Consider the following 25,190-nt stretch of genomic DNA (forward strand, 5'->3'; position numbering starts at 1 on the left):
ACGTCCTGCATGTACAGTGGAAAAGGTAATGTGTCGAAGAAATTTAAGAGACAGGATCAGATTAGATAATCAGATGATAACGCTTTCAAATTAATTGTATGAGTGTACTCGAAAACCCTAATGGTCCGCATAAGGAATTTAAGCCGACCACCTGGAGTATAAAAAATAAAACAGCTATTTACCTGGTCATGTTGATTGTAAGTCTTGGGGGAATATACCAATTCGTTACACTTCCGAAAGAGCAGTTTCCTGATCTTGTGATACCAACAATTTATGTGTCTACAATTTATGTTGGTAACTCACCAAAGGATATTGAGAATCTTGTAACCCAGCCAATCGAAAAACAAATCAAGGGCATCACCGGCGTTAAAATTCAGAAAACAACCAGTACTTCACAGCAGGATTATTCTGCGATCCAGGTTGAGTTTGACACAGATGTTGATCCTGATATTGCATTACAGAAAGTAAAAGATGCAATCGACAAAGCGAAGCAGGACCTGCCTACTGATCTTACCCAGGAACCAACTGCCCAGTCAGTAAGTTTCAGTGAACAGCCGGTGATGTATGTGAACCTGAGTGGCGATATTGATCTTATGCGACTGAAAGCCTATGCAGATGATATGCAGGACAGGCTGGAAGAATTACCGCAGCTAAATCGGGTAGATCTTGTCGGTGCGCCCGAGCGGGAGTTTCAGATCAATGTAGATAACTCGCGGATGCAGGCGAACAGTATCACCTTTGATGATATTGCCAATGCTGTCGCCCGTGAGAACCTGGATGTGAGCGGTGGTTTGCTTGATGTTGGTAACATGCGTCGTAATCTCCAGTTGAAAGGCCAGTTCAAAACATCATATGATATTGAGCATGTCGTGGTAAAGAACACTTCGGGCTTCCCGATTTATCTGAAGGACATCGCTGTAATAAAAGATACACTTAAGGAAAGAGAAAGCACTGCCCGTCTCGATGGCAAAAACGTTATCACCCTAAACATTATCAAAAGAGCTGGTGAAAACCTTATTGAAACATCTGATGATGTCAAAAAGCTCACCGATGAAATGAAGGCAACCACACTTCCAAAAAATGTGGATGTTGTTATAACAGGCGATCAGAGTAAAGCAGCAAGGACTTCATTTACGGATCTTATTAATACAATCGTACTGGGTTTTCTTTTCGTACTGATCATCCTGATGTTTTTCATGGGGGTTGTAAATGCATTCTTCGTGGCACTCAGCGTACCGCTGAGTATGTTCGTGGCATTTGTAGCTCTGCCAGCAGCTGATCTTGTTGTCGGGGGGCATGTAACTTTAAACTTCATCGTTCTTTTCGCGCTTTTATTCGGGCTTGGGATTATAGTGGACGATGCGATCGTGGTCATTGAAAATACACACCGTATCCTTATCGAAGGAAAGGGTAAGATCAGCCCGGAAAAATCGGCGATCATGGCCGCGGGTGAGGTGTTTGTACCGGTACTGGCGGGTACGCTTACCACGCTTGCTCCTTTTGTGCCACTATTATTCTGGCCGGGTATTATCGGAAAATTCATGATATACCTGCCGGCAATGCTGATCTTCACCCTGAGTGCATCGCTGATCGTTGCGTTTATTATGAATCCGATTTTTGCAGTTGACTTCATGGGTCACACGGATCATACCAAAAAAGAACCCAAATCAGCGATATTTAAAAAGCCCATATTCTGGGTGGCAATTGCCATAGGCATCCTGCTAGATCTTGCCGGGCTCACTTTTGCAGGCAATCTCTTACTCTTCATCATTATCCTGGTGCTGCTTAACAGGTTCATATTTGAAAACCTTATTCATGGTTTTCAGAACAGGGTTCTTCCCTGGATCATGAATCATTATGAAACCTTGCTGAGGTGGGGTCTTAAAGGATGGAGACCTGTACATCTGCTGATAGGCACATTTCTGCTGCTTATATTTTCTGTTGTATTTTTCATTGCCCGTAATGTGCCGGTTGTTTTCTTTCCGGGTGCTGATCCCAACCAGATCTATGTATATCTCAAGTTACCGGTTGGCACCAGTGTTGACTTCACCGACTCGGTTACAAGAACACTTGAAACCAAAGTCAACCAGGTATTAGGTATCGGTCCTGGCAAAAGCAATCACGTGGTTGAGAGCGTTATCAGTAATGTGGGCATCGGTGCCGGTGATCCGATGAGCGGAGATCGTAGCACGAGAACCGAACTTGGCCGGGTGCAGGTTTCGTTTGTTGAATTTGAGAAGAGGCATGGCACCTCTACGAAACCATATCTGGATTCGATCCGGAAGGTGATAAAAGGAATACCGGGGGCTGAGATAAGTGTTGACCAGGAAGCAAGCGGACCACCCACCGAACCACCGGTTAATATTGAAGTAGCCAGTGAAGATTTCGACCAGCTTATTAAAACTGCGGTCAACCTGAAAAATTACCTGGATAGCATTCAGGTACCAGGCGTGGAAGAATTAAAGATGGACATAGACCTGAACAATCCTGAGATCACACTTACCGTAGACAGGGAACGTGCATTAATAAATGGAGTGTCTACCGGGCAGGTTGGTCAGCAAATACGCACAGCCTTGTTTGGCCGGGAAGTATCAAAGATCAAAGATGGTGAGGATGAATACAAAATACAATTGAGAAACGAAGAGTTGCAAAGGCGTAACATTGCGGACTTGCTGAATATGAATATTGTGTTCAGGGAAATGACGGGCGGCATCAAACGTATACCGATCAGTTCGGTGGTAAAGGTCGACTATACGAGCACGTTAGGTAGTGTCAAAAGAAAGGATTTCAAACGGGTAATCAGTCTTAGATCAAATGTACTCGAAACACAGGGTTATACTCCGACTGCTGTAAACGAAGAATTGGCTGAGCATATTAGTAATTTCAAACAAAAGCCGGATGGTGTTACAGTGCGACAAACCGGTGAGGGCGAACAACAGGCGGAGACAGGAGCGTTCCTTGGAAAGGCACTTGTTATAGCACTTCTGTTGATCCTTTTCATACTGGTGGTTCAGTTTAATTCAATCAGCAAGTCTGTGATTATCCTAACTGAAATTATCTTTAGTGTAATTGGGGTTTTGTTGGGATTTGCTCTCACCGGCATGCAGGTTTCAGTGGTTATGACGGGTGTAGGTATCCTTGGCCTGGCTGGTATCGTTATCAAAAACGGTATCCTTGTTCTGGAATTTGCAGAAGAGTTGAGAGCCCGGGGCCTTAAAACAAGGGAAGCAATAATCCAGGCCGGTAAAACACGTATCATCCCGGTTTTGCTTACTGCTATCGCGGCTATCCTGGGACTTATACCGCTGGCTGTTGGTTTGAATATTGACTTCGTGCGGATGTTTTCAGAACTCAATCCACATATCTTTTTCGGAGGCGATAACGCTGCATTCTGGAAGCCGCTAAGCTGGACAATTATCTTTGGTCTCATCCTGGCGTTTTTCATGACACTGGTTATTGTGCCGGCTATGTATCTTATCGCAGAAAGATTGAAACGTCCAATGCGCAATATGTTTGGTGGCCGCTGGATAAGCATGCTCGGTATTCCGCCTTTCACCTTCCTGTTTATATTTCTGATGATCTGGACAATGATTGTCCACGCCTTTAAAGTGAGAAGAAGAAGAAACCGGTTGAAGGATGCGCGGGTTAACGAAGCCTTCATTGGTAGCTGGTTCTGATTACTGATCCGAACATCAGCAGGCACATATTTTGAACTAAATAAAGTTGATCCATGTTGGTCAACTTTTTTTAATTTTAAGCTGCAAAACTATAAACTTAGTATATGAGAACAAATCATGAGATTGACTACAGGATTTATGGAGAAGAGATGCAGTATGTGCAGGTAGAGCTTGATCCAAGCGAAACAGCAGTCGCGGAAAGTGGTGCATTTATGATGATGGATGAGGGAATTGAAATGCAGACAATCTTTGGTGACGGCTCACAACAGAACAAAGGTTTCCTGGGTAAAATAATGTCGGCCGGCAAGCGACTGATCACCGGTGAAAGTTTATTCATGACTGCCTTCACCAATACAGGCGCAGGAAAAAAGCGGGTAAGTTTTGCATCTCCTTATCCGGGTAAGATCATTGCCTTAGACCTTATGGAACTTGGGGGTAAGGTCGTGGCCCAGAAAGACGCGTTTTTATGCGCCGCCAAAGGCGTAACGGTCGGTATAGAGTTTCAGCGTAAACTTGGAACCGGCCTTTTTGGGGGAGAAGGATTCATCATGCAGAAACTGGAGGGCGATGGTATGGCCTTTGTTCATGCCGGCGGTCATGTATTCGAAAAGACTTTACAACCGGGAGAGTTTCTGCGGGTTGATACAGGTTGTCTTGTCGCTTATACAAAAACAATCGATTATAATATTCAATTTGTAGGTGGCGTTAAAAATACTTTGTTTGGTGGAGAGGGTTTATTCTTTGCAACGCTCAGGGGGCCTGGTAAGATCTGGATACAGACGCTTCCCATCAGCAGGTTGGCAAGCCGCATCCTGGCTTATGGAAGTTATAACCGTAAGGAAGAGGGCAGTCTGCTTGGTGGTCTTGGCAATCTTCTCGATGGAGATGGCAGATAAGCCGCCAATAGTTAATACAATAAAAAAAGTCCCGGTACGCATTGCATACCGGGACTTTTTATCTTAAACAATCTTGTATTTTAAATTCTTACTTAGTCTCTCCTGGACAGCTTTGATAACAAACGCAGTATTTCCAGGTAAAGCCATACAATGGTTACAAGCAATCCGACTGCGCCGTACCATTCCATATATTTTGGAGCACCCATTGCGGAGCCCTGATCAATCATATCGAAATCAAGTATCAGGTTCAAGGCGGCCACGGCAACAACAACGAGTGAAAATATTATGCCCATAGTAGTGCTCTCATGGATCAGAGGCATGGTCACACCGAACATTCCCAAAACCATAGAAAGGAGGTAAAACACTGCGATCCCCGCGGTTGCCGCAAAAACAATGGATTTGAATTTTTGCGTTGCTTTGATCACACCAAATTTGTAAAGCGCGAACATAGCGATAACTACCCCGAAGGTGAGGCCCACCGCCTGCATAACTATGTTTGGGGCATAGGCATCAAATGCATTGTTATAATATGCAGAGATACCTCCGACAAATACGCCCTCAAGCAAGGCATAAACCGGCGCAAGGATTCCGGAAATCCGGGGCTTGAAAGCAAGTATAATAATTACAATCAATCCCCCGATAGCTCCTCCGATCATCCAGGGCATTACATTTTTTCCTTCAGCTGCTGCTTTCCAGGTAAAACTTGCTGAAGCGATCAGTAATAACATCATTAAGCCGAACTTATTCAGGGTTCCGCTTTGCGTCATTACATCATTGTTTGAACGGTCAACTGTTTTTTCAAACCGTTTCTCACTTAAAACCGGATTACCGGACTTGAATATTTCCATAATATATTGAGTTATGTAAACAAGGTACAAAATTATACTACAATAAGGTAACAATCGGGGTGCCCCGGCAGATTAACAAAGTCTTGCGCCGACAGGCCGAATATTACTGGCCTACAGGCTTATTGCTTCTGTTATTATCTAATCCCAGGAGTATATTTTTTATTTCCTGGTATTTTGTCCATGGTATAAAATGATTTCCGTCTGGTATCATCAGTTCATCAATTCTAGAAGCGTTGACCAGCAGTTTCTTCGCGTACTCGACATTGGCTGGCGGAACCCAGGTATCCTGTGAACCATGGATAAAATATACCGGTATTTCGATTTTTGTAAACTGTGTTTTAAGATCTACGAGATCCTTTTTAAGATACCATAGTTCTTCATTAGAAGGACGAAATGCCCCGGGGATGATGTAATTCAGGGGAGTTTTGAAGAGAAAAGGTCGCCACTTTTCCGGTTTTTCAAGGAGCGCGTCAACCGAAGCGGAAATCATTATAAGTCCATTATAATAATCAGGATTGTCAGCGGCCATCAGCACAATCAGCGGTCCTCCGAGGGAATGGCCGACCAGGTAAATTGGTTTGCCGTTGCGCAGGGTATTTACGGTGCCGTTTAGTAAAATTGATTGTTCAGAAAGGCGAAGTGGTTCACCGAAGTCGCTATATCCAAACCCGGGCCTGTCGATAGATATCATCCGGTAACGCTGAAGAAGATCTCTGTCCTGCATATAACCGGAGAAAGCATCCCAGCTTCCCGGAGTACCGTGAATGAAAACAAGCGTTGGCAGACTATCGCTGCCCGTTTTTGCAAAATGAATTTTCTTTTTATCAAACTTTAATGTTTCCGTCGAAAGATCAACCCCGGCCTTGCTAAACATCGCCTTCATGTCACTATCAGGATTCCTGAAGGTCATACAACCGGGGGCAACGATTATCCAGATGATTAATATGATGGAGAGAACCAGCAAGGATTTCATAACAAAACGACGCATCGGCATAAAAATAAGAAACCGTTCTTATTTAAAAGAACGGCCCCATATTATGTCTGTATAAATTTATGAACTTAAGCTATTCCGCGTCACGGCTGTTGTGCAGGGCTTTCGCCACCTGGTTGAGGCGGACGTTGCTGTGGCGCCGGGTTCACTTGCTGACCCGGGGCATCTCCCGGGTTTTGTTGTGAAGGCAGCGTTTGTTTCGGCTGCTGAGGTTTCTGTAAAGGCAGTCTCTGCTGCGGTGACCGAGGCTGAGATTGCTGCTGCGGTCTTGGCTGCTGAGGTCCCTGTTGTGGTTTACCCTGCTGGGGTGCTCGCTGTGGTTGCTGACCTTTCTGCTGACCGCCTTTTTGATTAGGCTGCTTTGCAGCCTGCGGGTTTCCTTTGCCCGGTTGTGCTTTGGCTGGTTGTTGCTGGTTAGGTCGTTGACCCTGTGTCCGCTGCTGCGGTCCACGCTCAGTTTGCTGTGAGCGTTCTCCCTGTTGCACACGATCTCCGGCCTGACCGCCTCTCTCCTGCTGATTTCCACGACCTTGTTGTGCGGGACCTGAAAACTTTTTCTTTTTCTCTGCCTTTTCAAGCGTTTTCAGGCTGATCTGCCCTACAAGATCAGCATACTCTGGTTCCACTTCCCTGGTCTTAGGAGTGAGGTCCGCTGGTTCCAGCTCCGGGGGTATTTCGCCTCTCTGGTTTAACTGCTTTATTTTTTTGACCCGGTCAATGGCGAGGGGATACTGCTTACTGCTGTCCGGCAGAATGTACCACATCAGGTTCTTGAAAATATCTTTCTTGATGAGTATTGCTGTGCCTTTAGCCACTTGTATAGTATCCGCATTATCCGGAAATCCCTGGAGCGCATCCAGGTAAGTGTCAAGTTCATAATTCAGGCAGCATTTAAGCCTTCCACATTGACCACTTAGTTTACTTTGGTTGATTGACAAATTCTGATAGCGTGCCGCCGTAGTGTTTACCGATTTGAAATCAGTAAGCCAGGTACTGCAGCACAGTTCGCGACCGCAGCTTCCAATACCTCCAACCTTCGCCGCTTCCTGCCTGGCACCTATCTGGCGCATTTCAACCTTTACCTTAAATTCTTTTGCGTAAATTTTGATCAGTTCACGAAAATCAACCCGGTCGTCTGCTATGTAGAAAAAAGTTGCCTTACGGCCATCGGCCTGGAACTCAACCTCGCTGATCTTCATGTTCAGATTCAGTTGCTTTGAAATCGCTCTTGCCCTGATGATAGCCTCTTTTTCACGGGCTTTATTTTGCTGTAGCAGTTCGATATCTTTTTCTGTAGAACGCCGGAGCAATTTTTTCATTTCTGAATCCTGCTCCTGGATTCCTTTTTTCTTCAGTTGAATCCTTACTACCTCACCGGTCAGTGAAACTTCACCCACATCAAAGCCGCTGACACCTTCAACGGTTACCATATCACCTTTTTCAAAAATCTGCACCGTGCTATTTCGGAAATAATCCTTCCTGCTTCCGTTATTAAAACTGATTTCGACAACCCTGCAGGAACTTTCGACAGAGCTGATAGGAAGATTGGCAAGCCAGTCGTATGTATTCATCCGGTTGCAACCTCCTGTACTACATCCTCCGTTACTTTGACAGCCCGACACCTTGCCACCGGCTGCGCCTGTTCCACATGAACTACATCCCATCTTACTTAGGTTAAATGAATAAATAATTACTCTGGAGACAAAAGAGGGGAGCGCAGGAAGAAAGGGTTCCGGAGCGGATATACACAGGCAAACAACACAAAATATATATAATATACTTAAATCAAAATGCTTCGAACCTCATACCTCAAATTCACAAATCACTCATTCTCTTATCTCAGGTTACCAAAATTACGGATTTATCCGCAATGATGTGGTACAGTTTAATAGTCAGGGCGAGGAACAGCATTTTCGGATTAGCATTTCTTTCGATATAATAGCTGGCCTTGTCCAATTCCTCGATAATCGCCTTCAGTTCAGCAAGTCCCGCCCGGTTGTTTAGCTTTGCCGCAAATTCTTTTTCATTGGCCGGCATCAGGTGTTCATTACCTGGCTCTTCATAATAGCTACCCATCGTTTTCAGCCGGATGGACTGTTCCAGCAAATGATTAAAATACCGGAGAAACTGCTTTTGTCTCTCCCGGCCCAGTTTGGAGATCTCGTCTACCCATTTTACCTGTGCAATGGGGCCGTTTTTCATTATAGCGTTCAGCCATTCCCTTACCAGGGAGATCCAGTCCTCATCGGCATGGTGGATCATTTGCAGCGCTTCGCGGTAGCTCCCTTCTGAAACGGCACTGATCCGGGCGGCCTGCTCAGGTGGAATATTTGCGCGTGAAATCAGGGACTGGGTTATTTCATGATTCTCAAGAGCCGGGATCTTAATCAGCTGCGTCCGCGAAAGAATTGTCTGCAGGACCAGTGATTCATTTTCGGAAACCAGGATGAACAGTGTGTTTGCCGGCGGCTCTTCAATGAGTTTCAATAATTTGTTGCCTTCATTACCAAGGTATTCGGGCATCCACAACAGCAGGATCTTATATTCACTTTCAAAGCTCTTCAGATTCAACTTGCGTATAATATCATTGCATTCCTGGGCGGTGATATTTCCCTGTTTGTTTTCGGCGCCTATGAACTGCAGCCAGTCGAATGCATTGCCATATGGAAATTTGGTGATGAACTCCCGCCATTCCTGGATATAATCCGTACTTATCGGGCTCTGACCTGGTTTTTTAGTTATCACCGGGTATGAAAAGTGTATATCAGGATGAACCATGGCCCTGACTTTTGAATACGAGGGATGAGCCTGGATCAATGTGTCAGGATCGGTGTCTTCCGCCTGCATACCGGTAAGTTCAGGATACCCGTTGCGGCCGGAGGAAAGACATATATAGTTCGCAAATGCGATAGCCAGGGGCAACGCGCCGGAACCTTCTTTGCCCAGGAAAAGCAGTGCATGGCTCAGGCGGTTATGATGGACCATCTCTTTCAGATGGCTCTTCACTTCAGTCTGACCTATTATGTCTTTAAATAACATCGCTATTGGTAAATGGGCTGCAAATATAAGGATTGTGAGCAGGCGCAAAACAAAACCGCCCCTGTCAGGAGGGCGGTTCAGAGATTTTGACTAAGTAACGTACAACGGACGGTCTTTACACGGATTGGATGTTTTAATGGACTTTTAAAGGGTTTAGGGTTAGGTTAATTGGATGTGGTTGGTTTTTTAATCGGTATCGGATGATGAGACAAAGATGTAAAATCAATTGCCGGCGACGTAATTTATTCGACGGTCGGGTGCCAGGTTTCGATGAATGGATGGATTTTGCCGATTTTTGGAACAGACACAAAACAAAACTCCATTGAGAAACGATATTATTTCTCAATGAAGCGATAAGAATATAACTAACCAGATGCGGAGTATTGTTTGTCCGGCAAAATCGTTAACCAAATGTGCAGGTCTATTTCAGCCATTTGGTTAATGACTCATCTGATGGGGGAACCTTGCTTGGAATAACCGCTATCAGTTTGCCCTGTTCATCCAGTAAAAACTTTGTAAAGTTCCATTTGATCGGATCTTCGATACCCATTTTAGCTGATTCTTCGGTGAGATATTTGAATAAAGGATGTATATCATCGCCTTTCACAGAAACTTTCTCAGCCATGGTAAAAGTGACCCCATAGTTCTTTTTGCAGAATTCATTGATCTCTGAATTCGAGCCGTTTTCCTGTTTGAAGTTGTTTGCAGGGAACCCGACTATAACAAGCTTATCCTTATACTTCTCATGAAGTGCCTGGAGCTCGGTATACTGTGGTGTTAAGCCACATTTTGAGGCAGTATTCACAATGAGTACTTTTTTGCCTTTGTACTTTGAAAAGTCAATTGACCCACCTTCCAGCGCCGGAACTTTAAAGTCATAGATAGACGCTGTCACTGAAAACAATATTGATAAAATCGCAAGCCGGATCATAAAATGTGTTTTAGATTGAATTAATATAACCTGTAAATTAGGTAAACAAGGGTAAAGCACCAATTGTTGTAAAAACGCAAACAGTCTTTTAAATCATGATTACGGGCGTTCGTAGGCTCCCATATCGGGAACAGGCTTGCGTGGCTTACCGTCGAGGTCAGTAGTTACCCCGGCTGGTTTACCCTTGCCGATGGCCGGTGAGTTTTCCTTCAGGCGAAAGTTATACTGGATTTTGTCATTGTCCACCAGGGTAAACATCGGATCCTGGTTATTGATCATTGCGGAACTGGTAATATTGGCCGGCACCCCCGACATTCTCCAGAGTGAGTTGGCAAAGTTGACCGAGAATGCAGCATTTCCTTCCTTTCTGACAACTACTTCATCTTTTACGAGACCTTCATCGCCCCAAAATATACAGTTCACGAATGAAGCATTAAGATCCGCTGTGAATATTGCTGAGGGGTCTTCAAAAACATTAGTGATTGACAGTACGGGATCTTTATGTGTTATATACAGGTTGGAATAAGCGGCGCTTGTCAGGTGAGTAAATTCATATTTTCCGCCAAATGCAATGATCATGTTTTTGCCACAATTGGTGATCAAGGTATTCCTGGACCGGATCTCCGTACGGATAGCTATTAGTCCGGCATCAAAACAATTCTGAATTACTGATTCGTTAAGCACAAGTTTTGGAAGACCATTTGCTGCAGGCTGGTCAACCACCAGGCCCTGGTAAGCATTTTTAATCTCTGCGAATTCGAGTATATTGTCGTGGCTCGGCGCCTGCAAATATATTCCCGGCCAGGAGCCAGGATATTCGCGATAGGGCAGGTCCAGCCTGTCTCCCTGGAAGCTTACTTTTAAACTATCAGCCTTTTCTCCTTTCACATGGAGGGTACCATCAACAAGCAATGGGGCATCGGCGTGAAAATAAAGCTTTGTTCCTTTGCCGATTGTCAGCTTTGCGTTTTTATCGACCAACAGGCGGTCAAGAATAACAAAAGGTTTTTCGTTTGTCCAGGTTTCGTTACCTGTAACGGTATAATTCTTCAAAAACACCGCGTTTTGTCCCCACGCCTGCAACTGGACAAATTTTTCGTTGCCGTTGTAGCTTACCCGCAGACTGTCGCGAAGAATAAAGGGAAGATTTTGTGTATTGGGATTGACCTGTACGGACACAAATACATAAAGGCTATCGTTGGGAAGGATTTCAATACCGGAAGCATTGCCTGCTATTCCATCAACATTTATCCTGAAAGGAGAGCTGGCGCCACCAGCCAGTTCCACAGCACTCAAAAGCAGTTTTTGATCGTTATTATTGAAGATCCTGACGAATTTGGTAACCGATCCGACACTTGTGAAAACGGTATCATAATATAAAGTATCGGCGGAGAAGCTGATCTGAGCATCGGGACTCGTTATGAAACCCTCTTTTTTACAACTGCAGACCAGGAGTGCAACAAAAATAATTAAACCGTTTAAAGCCTTCATCAGCATTCAAAAGTATTGATATAAATTTTATCCGGTCCTAAACCGGGGAGTAAACGTATAAGGCGGCCGTTAATTGCCGCCGATCACAGCGAACATTGGATAATTGCATTCAGGCGGCGGTGTATGCGAGAGTGGCAATACTCAGTAGAAGACCCCTCACCTTGAGTAATTCAATGCCACAGGCTTCCAGCGTGGCCCCGGTAGTTATGACATCATCTACCAGGATCACATGTTTGTTTTCCAGGGCGGACGGATCTTTCAACACAAATTTTCCTTCCATATTCTGCCATCTCGACTCCCGGTTCTTGTGAGTTTGGGTTTGGGTCTGGCTGGCTCTTGTTACTGCCTGTTCCAGTACGGGAATTCCCATTGACTCTGCCATGCCGCGGCAAAGCACTTCTGCCTGGTTGTAACCCCTCTTCTGCTGTCTTTTTGGGTGAAGCGGCAAGGGAACAAGCAAATCCGGCTTTCCAACCCTTGCGGCGGAGGAAAGAGCGGACCCCATTTTTCGTCCGAAATACAGGCCAATTTCCTGGTTGCCTTTGTATTTAAACTGATGCATCAGCTGCTGCACAATAGAGTCCTTTGTGAAATATAAATAACTGGTTGCATGGTTAAGTGGGATACGTCCCCAAAATGTTTTTTCTACAGGGTTATCCGCATGTGCGTGATAGTTTGTGAGTGGTAGTTTTTCCATACAGGCCAGACACAACAACTGGCTTTTGTTGATCACATCGCTCGCGCATCCGGCACATAGATGGGGGAAGAAAAGATGTGTCAATGAATCAATGACTGTCTTTATCAGCATACCGGCAGATAGTTATTCTACAAACTAATAATTGCCAGGGAACACACACTGATTAAAACACCATCAGAAAAAGTATTGATACAATTCTTCCACACGTGCCATGGTTACAACTTCAATCTTAAAGTCTTGTTTGGAGATGTCCTTTGCTGCTTTTCTTCCTGATGAGATATTATACCTGGACACTATGATCTTTTCAAATCCGAGTTTTTCGGCTTCTGCTATTCGTTGTTCGATCCTGTTCACGGCTCTTATCTCACCACTTAAGCCAACCTCACCCGCAAAACAGACATGTTGGGGTATCGGCACATCCTCATAAGAACTAAGTAAGGCACAAAGAACAGACAAATCAATCGAAGGATCCTCAACTTTCAGGCCTCCGGCTATATTGAGAAATACATCCTTCACACCAAAATGAAATCCTCCACGTTTTTCAAGTACTGCAAGCAACAATTGAAGACGACGAAGATCAAATCCTGATACAGTTCGTTGGGGTGTTCCGTACACTGACTGTGTAACCAGTGCCTGAACTTCTATAAGTAAAGGGCGTATGCCTTCGATACTTGCGGCGATTGAAATGCCACTCAGGTTATCTTCTTTTTGAGTGATCAGAATTTCACTCGGGTTATTGACTCCGCGCATACCGGAACCCGACATCTCATAGATGCCAAGCTCAGATGTACTGCCAAAGCGGTTCTTCAGCGTTCTCAGGATCCTGTATGCATAGTGCCGGTCGCCTTCAAACTGTAAAACCGTATCGACCATATGTTCAAGAATCTTGGGTCCTGCGATACTACCTTCTTTCGTAATATGACCAATCAGGAAGACAGGAGTATTTGTTTCTTTTGCGAATCGTTGGAACTCGGATGCTGATTCGCGGATCTGGGATATGCTCCCCGGTGATGAATCAATATTGGAAGAATGAATAGTTTGGATTGAGTCAACGATGATAATATCAGGTTTAAGTTTCTTGATCTCCTGGAAAATTAACTGGGTAGATGTTTCGGTGAGCAGATAAAAAGAATCGTTTTGAATTCCAAGACGGTCGGCGCGCATTTTTATTTGTTGCACGCTTTCTTCCCCACTAATATATAAGATCGAGTGATCTTTCAGCAATAAGCCGTTCTGAAGAAACAAAGTTGATTTGCCAATTCCAGGTTCACCGGCGACTAATATTATACTGCCTGCAACAATGCCTCCACCAAGAACGCGGTTAAGTTCGGCGTCGGGAGTTATTATTCTGTCTTCCTCAATCCCTTTGATCTCATTTAATGCAATTACTTTATTTACCTTATCGTCTTCACGATAACCTTTCCAGTTTTCACTTTTTCCCTGCTCTTTTTGAATCACTTCCTGGATAAATGTATTCCAGCTATTACATGATGGACATTTTCCTGCCCATTTAGGACTTTCATATCCGCATGCCGAACAAAAAAATGCCGTCTTGACTTTGCTCATTAAAATTTATAGTTAACCAAAGATTCCATTTATTATGCTCGTGGTAGAATCTTTGATTGATGATCAGATCCGATTTGCTAAAGTTCCGGTTGAAATGAAAACGGAATGTAGTTTAATGAAGATAATTATCCGGTAAAAAACCCTGGGAAAATAGCTCCGGGAAAGATGAGATTTCAGGACTTCCTACAAAGTAAAAAGGCCAACATTGCTGTTGACCCCTTACTTACTAACCCATTAAATTCTGCCACTAAATTACAAATTAGTGCCACATAACAAAATTATTTTTTAGGGTTGTGAATAAAAATTAGTGCCGGGAATGCATTTCAGAAACCTCATTTTTATTTTGTATAAAATATTGACAATTAACAATTTGAAGGGGTATTTTGGTTTTAGATGAGTTATTGTGATAAAATGTCAGCCCTTGGCTTTCACTCACTTATCGAGTGTCAAAAACAGTAAAAAAAATTGTCTTTTTAGCATAAAACGGCCTGAAAAAAATTCTGGATTTTCATTTGATGTACGTACTCTGAAAACTTAAAAAATCGATTATGTCAAGTTCAATATTTATTGTCTCGTTGTTGTTTCTTGGAATCAGTTTACTGGTTTCTGGGGTGCTGAAAGGCAAGTTCAGAACTTATGCGCGCATTCGTCTTGCCTCTAACCTTACGGGTAGGGAAATTGCAGAGAAAATGTTGAGAGACAATGGGATATATGATGTAAAAGTAATATCATCCCAGGGGTTTCTGAGCGATCACTACAATCCGGCCAATAAAACGGTTAACCTGAGCCCTGACGTGTATGAGGGTGTATCCGTTTCTGCAGCAGCCGTGGCTGCCCACGAATGTGGCCATGCCGTGCAACATGCCACTGCTTATCAATGGCTTAAGCTCAGATCGAACCTGGTGCCTGTTGTATCTTTCAGTGCGGGAATCGTTCAGTGGATCCTGCTTGCCGGTATCCTGCTTGTTAATACCTTCCCGCAACTGTTACTGGCCGGAATTATCCTTTTTGCAATGACTACCCTCTTTGCAGTGATCACTTTGCCGGTAGAGTTTGACGCCAGCCGCCGTGCGCTTGCGTGGCTTGACCGCTCAAGGGTCACAACTGCCCAGGAGCACCCTAAAGCCAAGGACGCCCTTAAATGGGCGGCGATGACTTACCTGGTCGCTGCACTTGCTTCAATTGCCACCCTGATCCAGTACATTTTCATCTATATGAGTGGAAGCCGCGAGCGGGAATAAGGGTTACGCGGTATATTTACCTTCTATCAAGATAATCACCCACTTATACTCACCGGTGCAGCGCTCTGCACCGGTTTTTTGTCTTGGAAGAAATGTGTTAAGGTATTCTTAATACGTATATTGCGCCCGAAAATTTATATTCATGACAAAACTGTATTGCTTATTGATGGGGCTTGCTATGTTCCTGTGCCAGGACCTGTCTGCCCAGACAAAAGAAGTAACCGGAAAAGTCGTAAGTGCGGTCGACAGCTCAGCACTCAGCGACGTGACGGTGAAAGTAAAAAACTCCCAGGCCAGCACCACTACCGATGCTGACGGCACATTCCGTATAACCGCCCCGGCCAATGCCACGACTCTGATTTTCTCCTATGTTGGCTTCACGGACGTGGAAATGCCAATTTCAGACCTCATGTCGGTCAGCATGACTCCTGGCAAAGGCTCTCTGAACGAAGTAGTTGTGGTGGGTTACGGTACCGCCTCGAAGAGGGAACTGACCGGCTCAATTTCAAAAGTGCCGGGCGGCGAGGTTGCAAATCTTCCTTTCCAGACTTTTGAGGCTGCCATCCAGGGTAAAGCTCCGGGTGTGGTGGTTGAATCTGGCAGTGGTAAGGTTGGCCAGGCTATGAAGATCAGGATCCGTGGAACCAGCTCTATTTCAGCAAGCAGTCAGCCGCTTTATATTGTTGACGGATTACCCGTTGTTTCAAACAGCGTTTCAGACGTTACCAACGATCCCACAAATCCGCTCGTTGACATCAATCCGAATGATATCGAATCTATAGAGGTGCTCAAAGACGCCGCAGCTTCGGCCATTTACGGAGCAAGGGCCGCCAATGGTGTGATACTCATTACAACAAAAAAAGGAAAGCTGGGTAAGAAAACACAGATAGAGCTTAACCTGAGTAATACGTTCAGTAACCCCGCACGCAAGCGCAATTTCATGGATGCCCGTCAATACCTTGACCTTGTCAGAGAAGCCGGCGCTAATGATGGAAGAATCGACTTCGCCGAAGGAATCACGGGGTATCCCACCGAACAGGAAGCTATAGACGATTATGTCAACGCTTACGAAGGTTATCTCTCCGGGAACTTCGCCCTTGGAACAGACTATAAAAATTATGAAGTTGATACTGATTGGCAGGACCAGCTATTCCGCAAAAATGCCACATCACAGCAGGTTGATCTTTCCGTAACCGGTGGTTCAGATAAAACCCGTTTTTACGTATCAGGTTTCTATAATAAGCAGGATGCCATCGTAATCAATAACACTTTTACCAGGTACGGTGGAAGATTGAATCTTGATCACAAGGCAACCAATGCACTCACTGTTGGTTTGAACCTTGCATTAAACAGGTCCCAACTGGATCGCATCAGCAATGACAATGCCTTTTCAACTCCGGGCCAGCTTGTTGCTCAACTTCCCATGTCCCCATTACTTGATCCTGCAACAGGTGACCTGAACGGACAGACTTTATATGGTAACGCATTGTTTGATGCTAAATACAACAGTGATGAGCAGGTTACTTTCAGGAGTCTGGGAAATGCATTCGCGGATCTTAAGATACTGCCATCTCTTTCTTTCAGATCTGAACTTGGTGTGGATGTACTAAATCTTTACCAGGAAAGCTTTGCAGGTAAGCAAACTATCGATGGTGCGGGTATAGGAAGGGCGACTGCGATTACGACTTCGAGCGCAAGTCTGAATACCAATAACTTTTTTACCTTCTCACCAACTATCAATGATAATCATAAGCTGACTTCAGTTGTTGGTATGAGTTATCTGCAGAATGATACCAAACAGGCAACTACCCAGGGTGAAGGTTATCCAACTGATGCCGTTAAAAATCTTTCAGGAGCTACCGATATCACTTTCGGAACTTCTACCAATAACAGGTACACATTCCTGTCATATTTTCTCCGGGCAAACTACAGTTTCCTCGATAAATACCTTGTGACAGTAAGTGCGCGTGCAGATGGATCGTCACGCTTTGGTGAAAACAATCGTTACGGATGGTTTCCTGCAGCTTCACTTGGCTGGATCATCTCAGAAGAAGATTTTCTTAACAATGCGGGATTCCTTAGCTACCTGAAACTCAGGGCCAGCTATGGCTTAACGGGTAATGCAGAAATAGGGCAAAATAACTTTCTTGCACTTTATGGTGTTTCAAACTATCCGGGCCTTCCCGGATTTGTGCCAACACAGCTTCCTAATGACGATCTGAAATGGGAAAAGACAGCCCAGTTCGATGCAGGCGTTGAATTTGGATTTTTCAAAAATCGTTTGACCGGTGAGCTTGATTATTATCAGAAAAACACTTCTGATCTGTTGCTTAGTGTCAACATCCCAACCTCAACTGGCTTTGCTTCAGTGTTAAGAAATCTTGGCACTATGTATAATAAAGGAGTAGAACTGTCTCTGAACTCCCGGAATTTTGATGGAGAATTTAAATGGAGCACGTCTTTTAATATTGCGTATAACGTAAACAAAGTACAGGATATAGATGGCCAGATAATTACAAGTGGAGTACAACGTGCCGTTGAAGGAGAACCAATCGGTGTCTTTTATTTACAGGAATTTGCAGGTGTTGATCCCGCTAATGGTGATGCTTTATATTATGATTCCACCGGGAAAACAACCAGTAATTATGGACAGGCTCAAAGAAGGGTTGTTGGTAAAGCCAACCCTGATTTTACCGGAGGCTTCGGGAATTCATTTTCATATAAAGGATTTGATCTGAACATATTTTTCACGTTCGTACAGGGCAATGAAATCTTCAACCAGGCCGGTATTTATATGGAGTCAGGACTTGCTAATGGATTCGATAACCAGACTACCCGTTACCTGGATCGCTGGAAAAAACCCGGTGACATCACTGGTGTTCCAAGAGCTGGTTTGTCTTATGGCACCAACGATCGTTCATCATCATTCTGGCTCGAAGATGGTTCTTATATAAGGCTACGTAATGCGACCCTCGGTTATACGCTTCCTTCAAAGGTTGCATCATTACTTAAAATCGCTTCCGCAAGATTATATGTGTCCGGAATCAATTTGTGGACGGCAACAAAGTATGCAGGTGATCCGGAAGTGCACACTGGTAGTTTGGCAACTAACCTGGCGGCTAATGTTGCGGCTAACTTAGCGGGGGGTATCGATTTTTATACAATCCCACAGGCAAGGGCAATTTCCCTGGGTTTGAATGTGAAATTTTAATTAAGGACCGTTAACGGACCAGAGAATCATTAAAGAACTAATATGAAATCAATGAATAACATATTTGCCCTTGTCCTGGTCGCGATGATCGGATTTGGTTGCAATAAAAAACTTGATGTTAAGCCACAGCAGAACATCACGCCTGAGCAAATCACAACCAGTGATGATGTGAAGGCTGTTTTATTCGGAGCCTATTCGTTGCTCCAGGGACCTAATGCTTATGGGGAACGATATTACCTGGCCGCCGATCTTTTGGCTAACCCAGGTCATGTATTATTTGCCGGAACATTTATCGATTACAGAGATCTTACCAGGAAAACACAGATAAGTACCAACGCACTTGCTACCGGGATGTGGGCAAATTCCTATTCCATTATCAACATTGCAAACACTGTAATTGACAAGGCGGGTCTTGTGGCTGAAGATGAACGCGATGAGATAGTGGCCGAAGCAAAGTTTATAAGGGGCATTGTTTATTTTGAGCTGGTAAAATATTTTGGTCTTCCATATTCCGATGGCAAAGCGACAACCAATCTTGCAGTTCCGTTGGTCCTTGAGCCCGTTTATGGTTATGATGCTTCAAAGCATAACCCATCCCGTGCTACCGTAGATGCAGTTTACAAACAGGTGCTTGCAGATCTTACTGCGGCAGCAGCAGATCTTCCGGAGATTGGAGAAACAGCCCGCGCAGGGAAGTACAGCGCCCTGGCTTTCCTGTCGCGTGTACATCTGAGCATGTTGAACTATAGTGGTGCAGCCACAGCAGCGAACGAAGTGATATTGAGTGATGAATTTGGCCTGAATGTTAATTTTTCAGGAGCTTTCAACAATGCGAATAATACTGTTGAGGATATTTTTGCAATCCAGCAAACTTCTCAGAGCAATTCAGGTACTAATAATAATGGGATGAACACCTTTTATGCAGCCTATACCCTGGCGCCACCACTGATCAGTGGTCGTGGTGACGTTCAGGTAAGCACCGCCTATCCCGGTCTGTTTGGATTAACTGATGTACGCGGAGACTTCTTTTATGAAGGAGCCAATATAGCCGGCGTGTCTGGAATTTACACTGGCAAGTATCAGCAATTTTATAAGGCCTTACCTGTGGTTCGCTTTTCGGAGATGTTCCTGACGAGAGGTGAGGCTAATTATCGCCTGGCAGGTGCACCGATAGGGGGCGTATCGCCCTTGACCGATATCAACACCGTTCGCGATAGGGCAGGCGCTTCACCGCTGTTGACCATTACCAGTGCCGATGCTTTTGTTGATGAAAGGTTCCGCGAACTGGGTTTTGAGGGGGATCGTTTATGGACCCTGAAGCGCACCAGAAAATCGCTCACTACTAATAATGTCACCTACACTTATGATCATCCAAAACTGGTGCTTCCGATCCCGCAACGTGAGACAGATGTGAACAAGAACCTTGTCCAGAATCCAACTTACTAACAGCTTATGTTTTACTGTTAGAATCACAGATAACTCACAATATCATGTTTTATTAAGGCCCCGGTTTACCGGGGCTTTTCTGTAGTTGGTCAGTTCTGATCAGGTACCCACCTGGCTTGAATGTTGGAAATATATCATGGTGATAATATTAATATGATTCATCCTGATCAAGAAATTCACTGTATTGCACAGCCGATGCGTATAATCACGCGCTGGAATAAGTATTATCACATAAAAAATAATACAATTCGAGGTTTTACGTTAAAAAGTAGCTAATTTCATAAGCAGCGTTCAAAAACCAAACAAATAACTCATGAGAAAAATTTACTGCCTGATCATGGCCCTGGCACTGCTTTGCACGCAAGCCATCGCCCAGACGAAAGAAATCATTGGAAAGGTTACAGATTCAAAAGATGGAAGCCCTCTCTCGGGAGTAACAGTGAAGGCAAAAAATGCAAACAACAGTACTATCACATCTTCAGACGGTTCATTCAGATTAGTGGTTGCGCCTTCAGTTTCGGCACTTGTTTTCACGTTTGTTGGATATGAAGAGTTTGAAGCGGCCGCCAGTGAACTGGTAAATGTATCGATGACGGTTTCTGATAAATCACTATCGGAAGTTGTGGTAGTGGGTTACGGTACTACAGTTAAAAGAGATCTTGCTTCAAGTACCGTAAGAGTCAAGGGAACAGAGGTCGCCAATACACCGGTTCCAAACTTCAACCAGGCGCTGCAAGGCCGGGCCGCGGGAGTTTTTGTTGAATCAAACAATGGTAAGGTGGGTGAAGGTGTGAAAGTGCGCATACGCGGACAAGGATCTATCAATGCAAGCAACTCCCCGCTTTATGTGGTTGACGGTATTCCGATCAACACCGGAAGTTTGTCGGGCAATGCACTTGCGGATATCAATTTCAATGATGTTGAAACCTTTGACGTACTTAAGGATGCCGCAGCTACCGCAATCTACGGTAGCCGTGCAGCAAACGGCGTTATCCTTATCACTACCAAGAAAGGAAAATCAGGTGCTCCAAAATACAGCATAGGTTTCCAGTATGGTATCAATACACCAACCAATAAAAGAGAGTTCCTGAATTCTGCAGAATACATCGAGTTGTTCACAGAAGCAGCGACCAATTCCGCCAAATACAATTTTAACCGTGCAGGAAACCCTTACGGATATGTGAATGAGCAGGAAGCCATCGACGAGGTTGTCGGATTCGTGGAAGGCCGTTTTACCCGTTACAGCGGTTATAGTGACTGGAAAACTTTGCAGACCAATACAAACTGGGAAGACCAGGCATTTCAGAATGCACATGTTGCTTCAGTAAATGGTTCCGCATCGGGTGGTACAGACAAAACGAAATATTACATTTCAGGTTCTTATGATAACCAGGACGGTATTCTTATCGGAAATACTTTCGATAGAATTTCCGGCCGTATCAACCTGGACCAGGCGCTGTCTACCAAACTCCGTGTTGGGGTGAACATGGCACTATCAAGGACCAATGCACGACGTGTTGCAGAAGACAATGACTTTTCTACCCCAATGCAAATTGTAGCACTGGCACCGATTACACCGATCCGTGACCTTAATGGTAAATTGTATGACAGGCCAACCACTACTTATTACAATCCACTTATCGATTATGAAAATGCGGAATGGATGTCTTATACCACAAGGAATATTGGTTCAGTATACGGACAATACAATTTCACTAAAAACCTTTTATTCCGTACAGAATTTGGACTTGATTTCCAGAACCAGAATGACGAAGAATTTTACGGTTCAAGAACCATTAACGGGCAGGCTACGGCCGGCTTCGGAAGAAGTACCTATCTCAAGAACCTGAGGTATACAACAAATAACTACCTGAATTATAGTTTCACAGCAGGCGAGCTTCACGAGTTTGATGCAACGGCCGGATTTTCTTTTGAAAAGTCTGAGGCCAGGAGCACAAGCAGCAGTGGCGAACAATTTCCGTCGGACGATCTGAGGACCCTCGCAAGTGCCGGTAAAATAACCGGTGGAACTTCATCATTGAGTGAATTTGCCCTTGAATCATATTTCGCAAGATTGAATTACAAATTCAACGAGAAATACCTGGTAGGGGTAAGTGCCCGCTACGACGGTTCGTCTGTGTTTGGTGCTGATAAAAGATATGGCGTATTTCCCGCAGCCTCTGTAGGTTGGATAATCAGCGAAGAAAATTTTCTTAAAGAGAGCGGGGTCCTGAGCTTCCTGAAACTTCGCGCAAGCTATGGTCAGCTCGGAAATGCTCTGGGATTTGGAAATTACTCGGCTCAGCGTGCGTTTAGCGCGGGCAAATATGCAGGCGGTGCGGTCCTTTCACCAAACAGGTTAGGTAATGAATTACTGACCTGGGAAACCAGCAACCAGTTTGATGCGGGACTCGAATTTGGTTTCTTCAACAACAGGCTCACCGGTGAAATTGACGTTTATGACAAACGTTCAGCTGGTAGTGGAAAAGGATTTATTTTCAACCTGCCGATTCCATCAACTTCAGGATATCTCAGTTACCTGACTAACGTTGGTGAAATTGCCAACACTGGAATCGAGTTGACTTTGAACTCAACAAATTTCGCTGGTAAAGACTTCCAGTGGACAACCGGTTTCAACATTACCTATAACAAAAACAAGGTTCTCAAAATCGATGGCGACCAGGATACGCTTTCGTTTAATGATGGGCGTTATATGAACGCACTTATTGTGGGACACCCGATAGGAGTACACTACGGCCAGAAATATGCAGGAGTTGATGCTGCAAATGGTGATGCGCTTTACTATACCCAGGATGGTAAAACAACCAACGATTATAATGAAGCCGGACAGTTTGTTGTTGGTGATCCAAACGCAAAATATTTTGCAGGTCTTACCAATACCTTCAATTACAAAGGAATTGAATTAAGCATCCTGTTACAGGGTGTATTTGATTATGATGTTGTTAATGGCGCAGGTGGTTACATGAGCGCCCGGGCTGACTGGTTTGACAACCAGACCAGGGACCAGTTAAAAAGATGGCAGAAGCCAGGCGATAATACAACGATACCTGAAGCAAGGCTCAATTATTATGGTGACTTTTCATCACCTGCTGTATCAACGCAATACATGGAGGACGCTTCTTATGTGCGGGTGAAAAACGTAACACTTGCTTACAATCTTCCATCACAGTTACTTTCTAAGTTCAAATTGGGATCAGCAAGGGTTTACCTGAGCGGAGTTAATCTTGCAACAATCACAAACTACACAGGTTGGGATCCGGAAGTTAATACTGATTACAGGGCTTCGAATATCAACCAGGGTGGCGACTTCTACGCTGCGCCGCAGATCAAGTCAATTGTTTTCGGATTAAATGTTGGATTCTAAAAACTACAGCTATGAAACGCACATCAAAAGTATTTTACGAACAAGGGAACTTTGCGCAGTTACTGCGTCCCGCAAAGAACCATAAAAACGGAAGAATGAAATTCAAATATATCTTTTTCGGAGTAGCGATGGTTTTAACTACTCTTTCTTCATGTAAAAAACAACTTAACCTTTTAGATCCCCAGGGACTGGAGCCTGCAACCGCGTTATCAGGTGATCTTAATATAAAGAAGGTATTACAGGGTGGTTACGACGCTGCAAGCTCGGGTAACCTGTATGGTGGAAACATACAGATACTTTCAGATCTGCTTGCTTCGGATGGTGAGATGAACTGGGTCGGAACATTCAATAACTACCGGGAGATCTGGGGTAAGAACATCATCACTACAAACAGCCTGGTGACCGGTATGTGGACCAGTGCTTACAATGTTATCAATATCGCCAACAGTGTAATTGACAGCGTTGGTGGTGTTGTTGCTGCAGACCGCAGCCGTGTTGAAGGCGAGGCTTTATTTTTAAGGGCGAGCATGCATTTCGAGCTGGTAAGATTTTTCGCAAAACAATATGATGCTTCTGCCGGAATTAACCCGGGTGTTCCTGTATTAACTAAGCCTACCTACGCATTACCGGAAGTCACAAAGCCTGCCAGGAACTCCGTTGCTGAGGTTTATGCATCAGTCATCGCTGATCTTGTAAAAGCGGAAGGTTTACTGCCTGCGACCAATGGTGTATTTGCCACAAAGTCTGCAGCCGCTGCAATGTTATCAAGGGCATACCTGCAGAAAGGTGATTATGCAGGAGCAAGAGATGCTGCCAACCGAGGCATTACCAGTGCTACCGGAAAGTCACTGTTGACTCCTATTATGTCGGGTTTTAACCAGGCAGCAAATACTGCCGAGGATATATTTGCAATCCAGGTTAGTGACCAGGATGGAACAAACAATATGCAGACATATTATTCTGTTGACATCTTTGGTGGCAGAGACGGTGATATTGAGATCAACACAAAACACCTCAATCTTTATGAGACAGGTGATCTTAGAAAGTCAAGTACAACCAATCCGACAGCCGCAAACCAGTTTGCGTTTAATACCGCTTTCTATACCAAGTATGGAGCTTCTCGTACTACAAAATGGAGAGACCTGTATAAAAATGTTAAGGTCATCCGACTTGCAGAATTGTATCTCACAAGGGCAGAAGCGAATTACAGGCTTGGTACCACGGTAGGTGCTACTCCGCTGGCTGATCTGAACAGGATTCACAGCCCTGAGAGAACCGGCCTTCCGGGATATACCGTAATTACCAGCGTTAACCAGATCTACCTGGAAAGGCGCCGGGAACTGGCTTTTGAAGGATTTGGAATTCATGATGCACGTCGCTTCGCACGTCTGATTGACGGAGAGTCACCAAACTCAAACCATTTTATCTTTCCTATTCCTTTCAGGGAACTTAATGCAAATCCGAGCCTTACTCAAAATCCCGGGTACTAATAAGATTCGCAATCATCTTTCTAATATCTTAAGAACTCCGGTCCTGCCGGAGTTTTTGCTTTTAACGATGTAGCCAAAAAAGAGGGTGTCCTGTTTTATATTAACGAATCGATAGTTAAAGAATCCTGGATGAAACTGTCACGCTTAAAACATTAAGATGCATGCAACAACAGAATCAGAATAACCGGGAGAAAACGAATTGAAGGCAAATGAATATTGAAAAAGCAAATTCAGTTTGAAAGGCATGTGATCAGATGCAACATCAAAGGATTAAATGCAAC

Annotated in this window: 15 protein-coding genes; 7 read left to right on the forward strand and 8 right to left on the reverse strand. The window is 44.3% G+C overall.

Annotated elements, in window-relative coordinates:
- Positions 1 to 98 precede the first annotated feature (98 nt).
- On the forward strand, positions 99 to 3,677 hold the full coding sequence (locus tag ACX0G7_RS04135; RefSeq protein ID WP_458922161.1) for an efflux RND transporter permease subunit: 3,579 nt from the start codon (positions 99 to 101) through the stop codon (positions 3,675 to 3,677).
- Between the two features lie 104 nt (positions 3,678 to 3,781).
- A complete protein-coding gene (locus ACX0G7_RS04140; RefSeq protein ID WP_458922162.1) occupies positions 3,782 to 4,573 on the forward strand; it encodes a TIGR00266 family protein in 792 nt (263 codons plus the stop codon).
- Between the two features lie 92 nt (positions 4,574 to 4,665).
- Here the strand turns inward: ACX0G7_RS04140 and ACX0G7_RS04145 are convergent, their stop codons facing one another.
- The 8 genes from ACX0G7_RS04145 to radA form a co-directional block, all read right to left on the reverse strand.
- A complete protein-coding gene (locus tag ACX0G7_RS04145; protein WP_458922163.1) occupies positions 4,666 to 5,421 on the reverse strand; it encodes a Bax inhibitor-1/YccA family protein in 756 nt (251 codons plus the stop codon).
- Between the two features lie 103 nt (positions 5,422 to 5,524).
- Positions 5,525 to 6,409: an alpha/beta fold hydrolase gene (locus tag ACX0G7_RS04150; RefSeq protein WP_458922164.1), complete on the reverse strand. Its 885-nt coding sequence runs from the start codon at positions 6,407 to 6,409 to the stop codon at positions 5,525 to 5,527.
- 86 nt (positions 6,410 to 6,495) lie between these two features.
- A complete protein-coding gene (gene ricT / locus ACX0G7_RS04155; RefSeq protein ID WP_458922165.1) occupies positions 6,496 to 8,076 on the reverse strand; it encodes a regulatory iron-sulfur-containing complex subunit RicT in 1,581 nt (526 codons plus the stop codon).
- 175 nt (positions 8,077 to 8,251) lie between these two features.
- A complete protein-coding gene (locus ACX0G7_RS04160; RefSeq protein ID WP_458922166.1) occupies positions 8,252 to 9,451 on the reverse strand; it encodes a DNA polymerase III subunit in 1,200 nt (399 codons plus the stop codon).
- A gap of 421 nt (positions 9,452 to 9,872) precedes the next feature.
- The gene (locus ACX0G7_RS04165) at positions 9,873 to 10,382 is read right to left on the reverse strand and encodes a glutathione peroxidase (RefSeq protein WP_458922167.1); all 510 of its coding nucleotides are present in this window, start codon (positions 10,380 to 10,382) and stop codon (positions 9,873 to 9,875) included.
- A 99-nt stretch (positions 10,383 to 10,481) separates the two neighbouring features.
- A complete protein-coding gene (locus ACX0G7_RS04170; RefSeq protein WP_458922168.1) occupies positions 10,482 to 11,873 on the reverse strand; it encodes a choice-of-anchor Q domain-containing protein in 1,392 nt (463 codons plus the stop codon).
- A 109-nt stretch (positions 11,874 to 11,982) separates the two neighbouring features.
- A complete protein-coding gene (locus tag ACX0G7_RS04175; protein WP_458922169.1) occupies positions 11,983 to 12,681 on the reverse strand; it encodes a ComF family protein in 699 nt (232 codons plus the stop codon).
- A 63-nt stretch (positions 12,682 to 12,744) separates the two neighbouring features.
- Positions 12,745 to 14,136 carry a DNA repair protein RadA gene (gene radA, locus ACX0G7_RS04180; protein WP_458922170.1) on the reverse strand — a complete coding sequence of 464 codons (1,392 nt, stop codon included), beginning with the start codon at positions 14,134 to 14,136 and terminating at the stop codon, positions 12,745 to 12,747.
- A gap of 548 nt (positions 14,137 to 14,684) precedes the next feature.
- Between radA and ACX0G7_RS04185 the strand changes: the two genes are divergently transcribed.
- The 5 genes from ACX0G7_RS04185 to ACX0G7_RS04205 all read left to right on the forward strand — a co-directional run bounded on the left by ACX0G7_RS04185 (position 14,685) and on the right by ACX0G7_RS04205 (position 24,909).
- Positions 14,685 to 15,377 carry a zinc metallopeptidase gene (locus tag ACX0G7_RS04185; RefSeq protein WP_458922171.1) on the forward strand — a complete coding sequence of 231 codons (693 nt, stop codon included), beginning with the start codon at positions 14,685 to 14,687 and terminating at the stop codon, positions 15,375 to 15,377.
- Between the two features lie 142 nt (positions 15,378 to 15,519).
- Positions 15,520 to 18,588 carry a SusC/RagA family TonB-linked outer membrane protein gene (locus ACX0G7_RS04190; protein WP_458922172.1) on the forward strand — a complete coding sequence of 1,023 codons (3,069 nt, stop codon included), beginning with the start codon at positions 15,520 to 15,522 and terminating at the stop codon, positions 18,586 to 18,588.
- Between the two features lie 51 nt (positions 18,589 to 18,639).
- Complete coding sequence (locus ACX0G7_RS04195; RefSeq protein WP_458922173.1) at positions 18,640 to 20,034, forward strand: RagB/SusD family nutrient uptake outer membrane protein; 1,395 nt, start codon at positions 18,640 to 18,642, stop codon at positions 20,032 to 20,034.
- A gap of 313 nt (positions 20,035 to 20,347) precedes the next feature.
- Positions 20,348 to 23,419 (forward strand): SusC/RagA family TonB-linked outer membrane protein, encoded by a 3,072-nt coding sequence (locus tag ACX0G7_RS04200; RefSeq protein ID WP_458922174.1) that lies wholly within the window; start codon positions 20,348 to 20,350, stop codon positions 23,417 to 23,419.
- Between the two features lie 11 nt (positions 23,420 to 23,430).
- Positions 23,431 to 24,909: a RagB/SusD family nutrient uptake outer membrane protein gene (locus ACX0G7_RS04205; RefSeq protein WP_458922175.1), complete on the forward strand. Its 1,479-nt coding sequence runs from the start codon at positions 23,431 to 23,433 to the stop codon at positions 24,907 to 24,909.
- Positions 24,910 to 25,190 lie beyond the last annotated feature (281 nt).

The sequence above is a fragment of the Flavitalea antarctica genome (genome assembly GCF_054461535.1).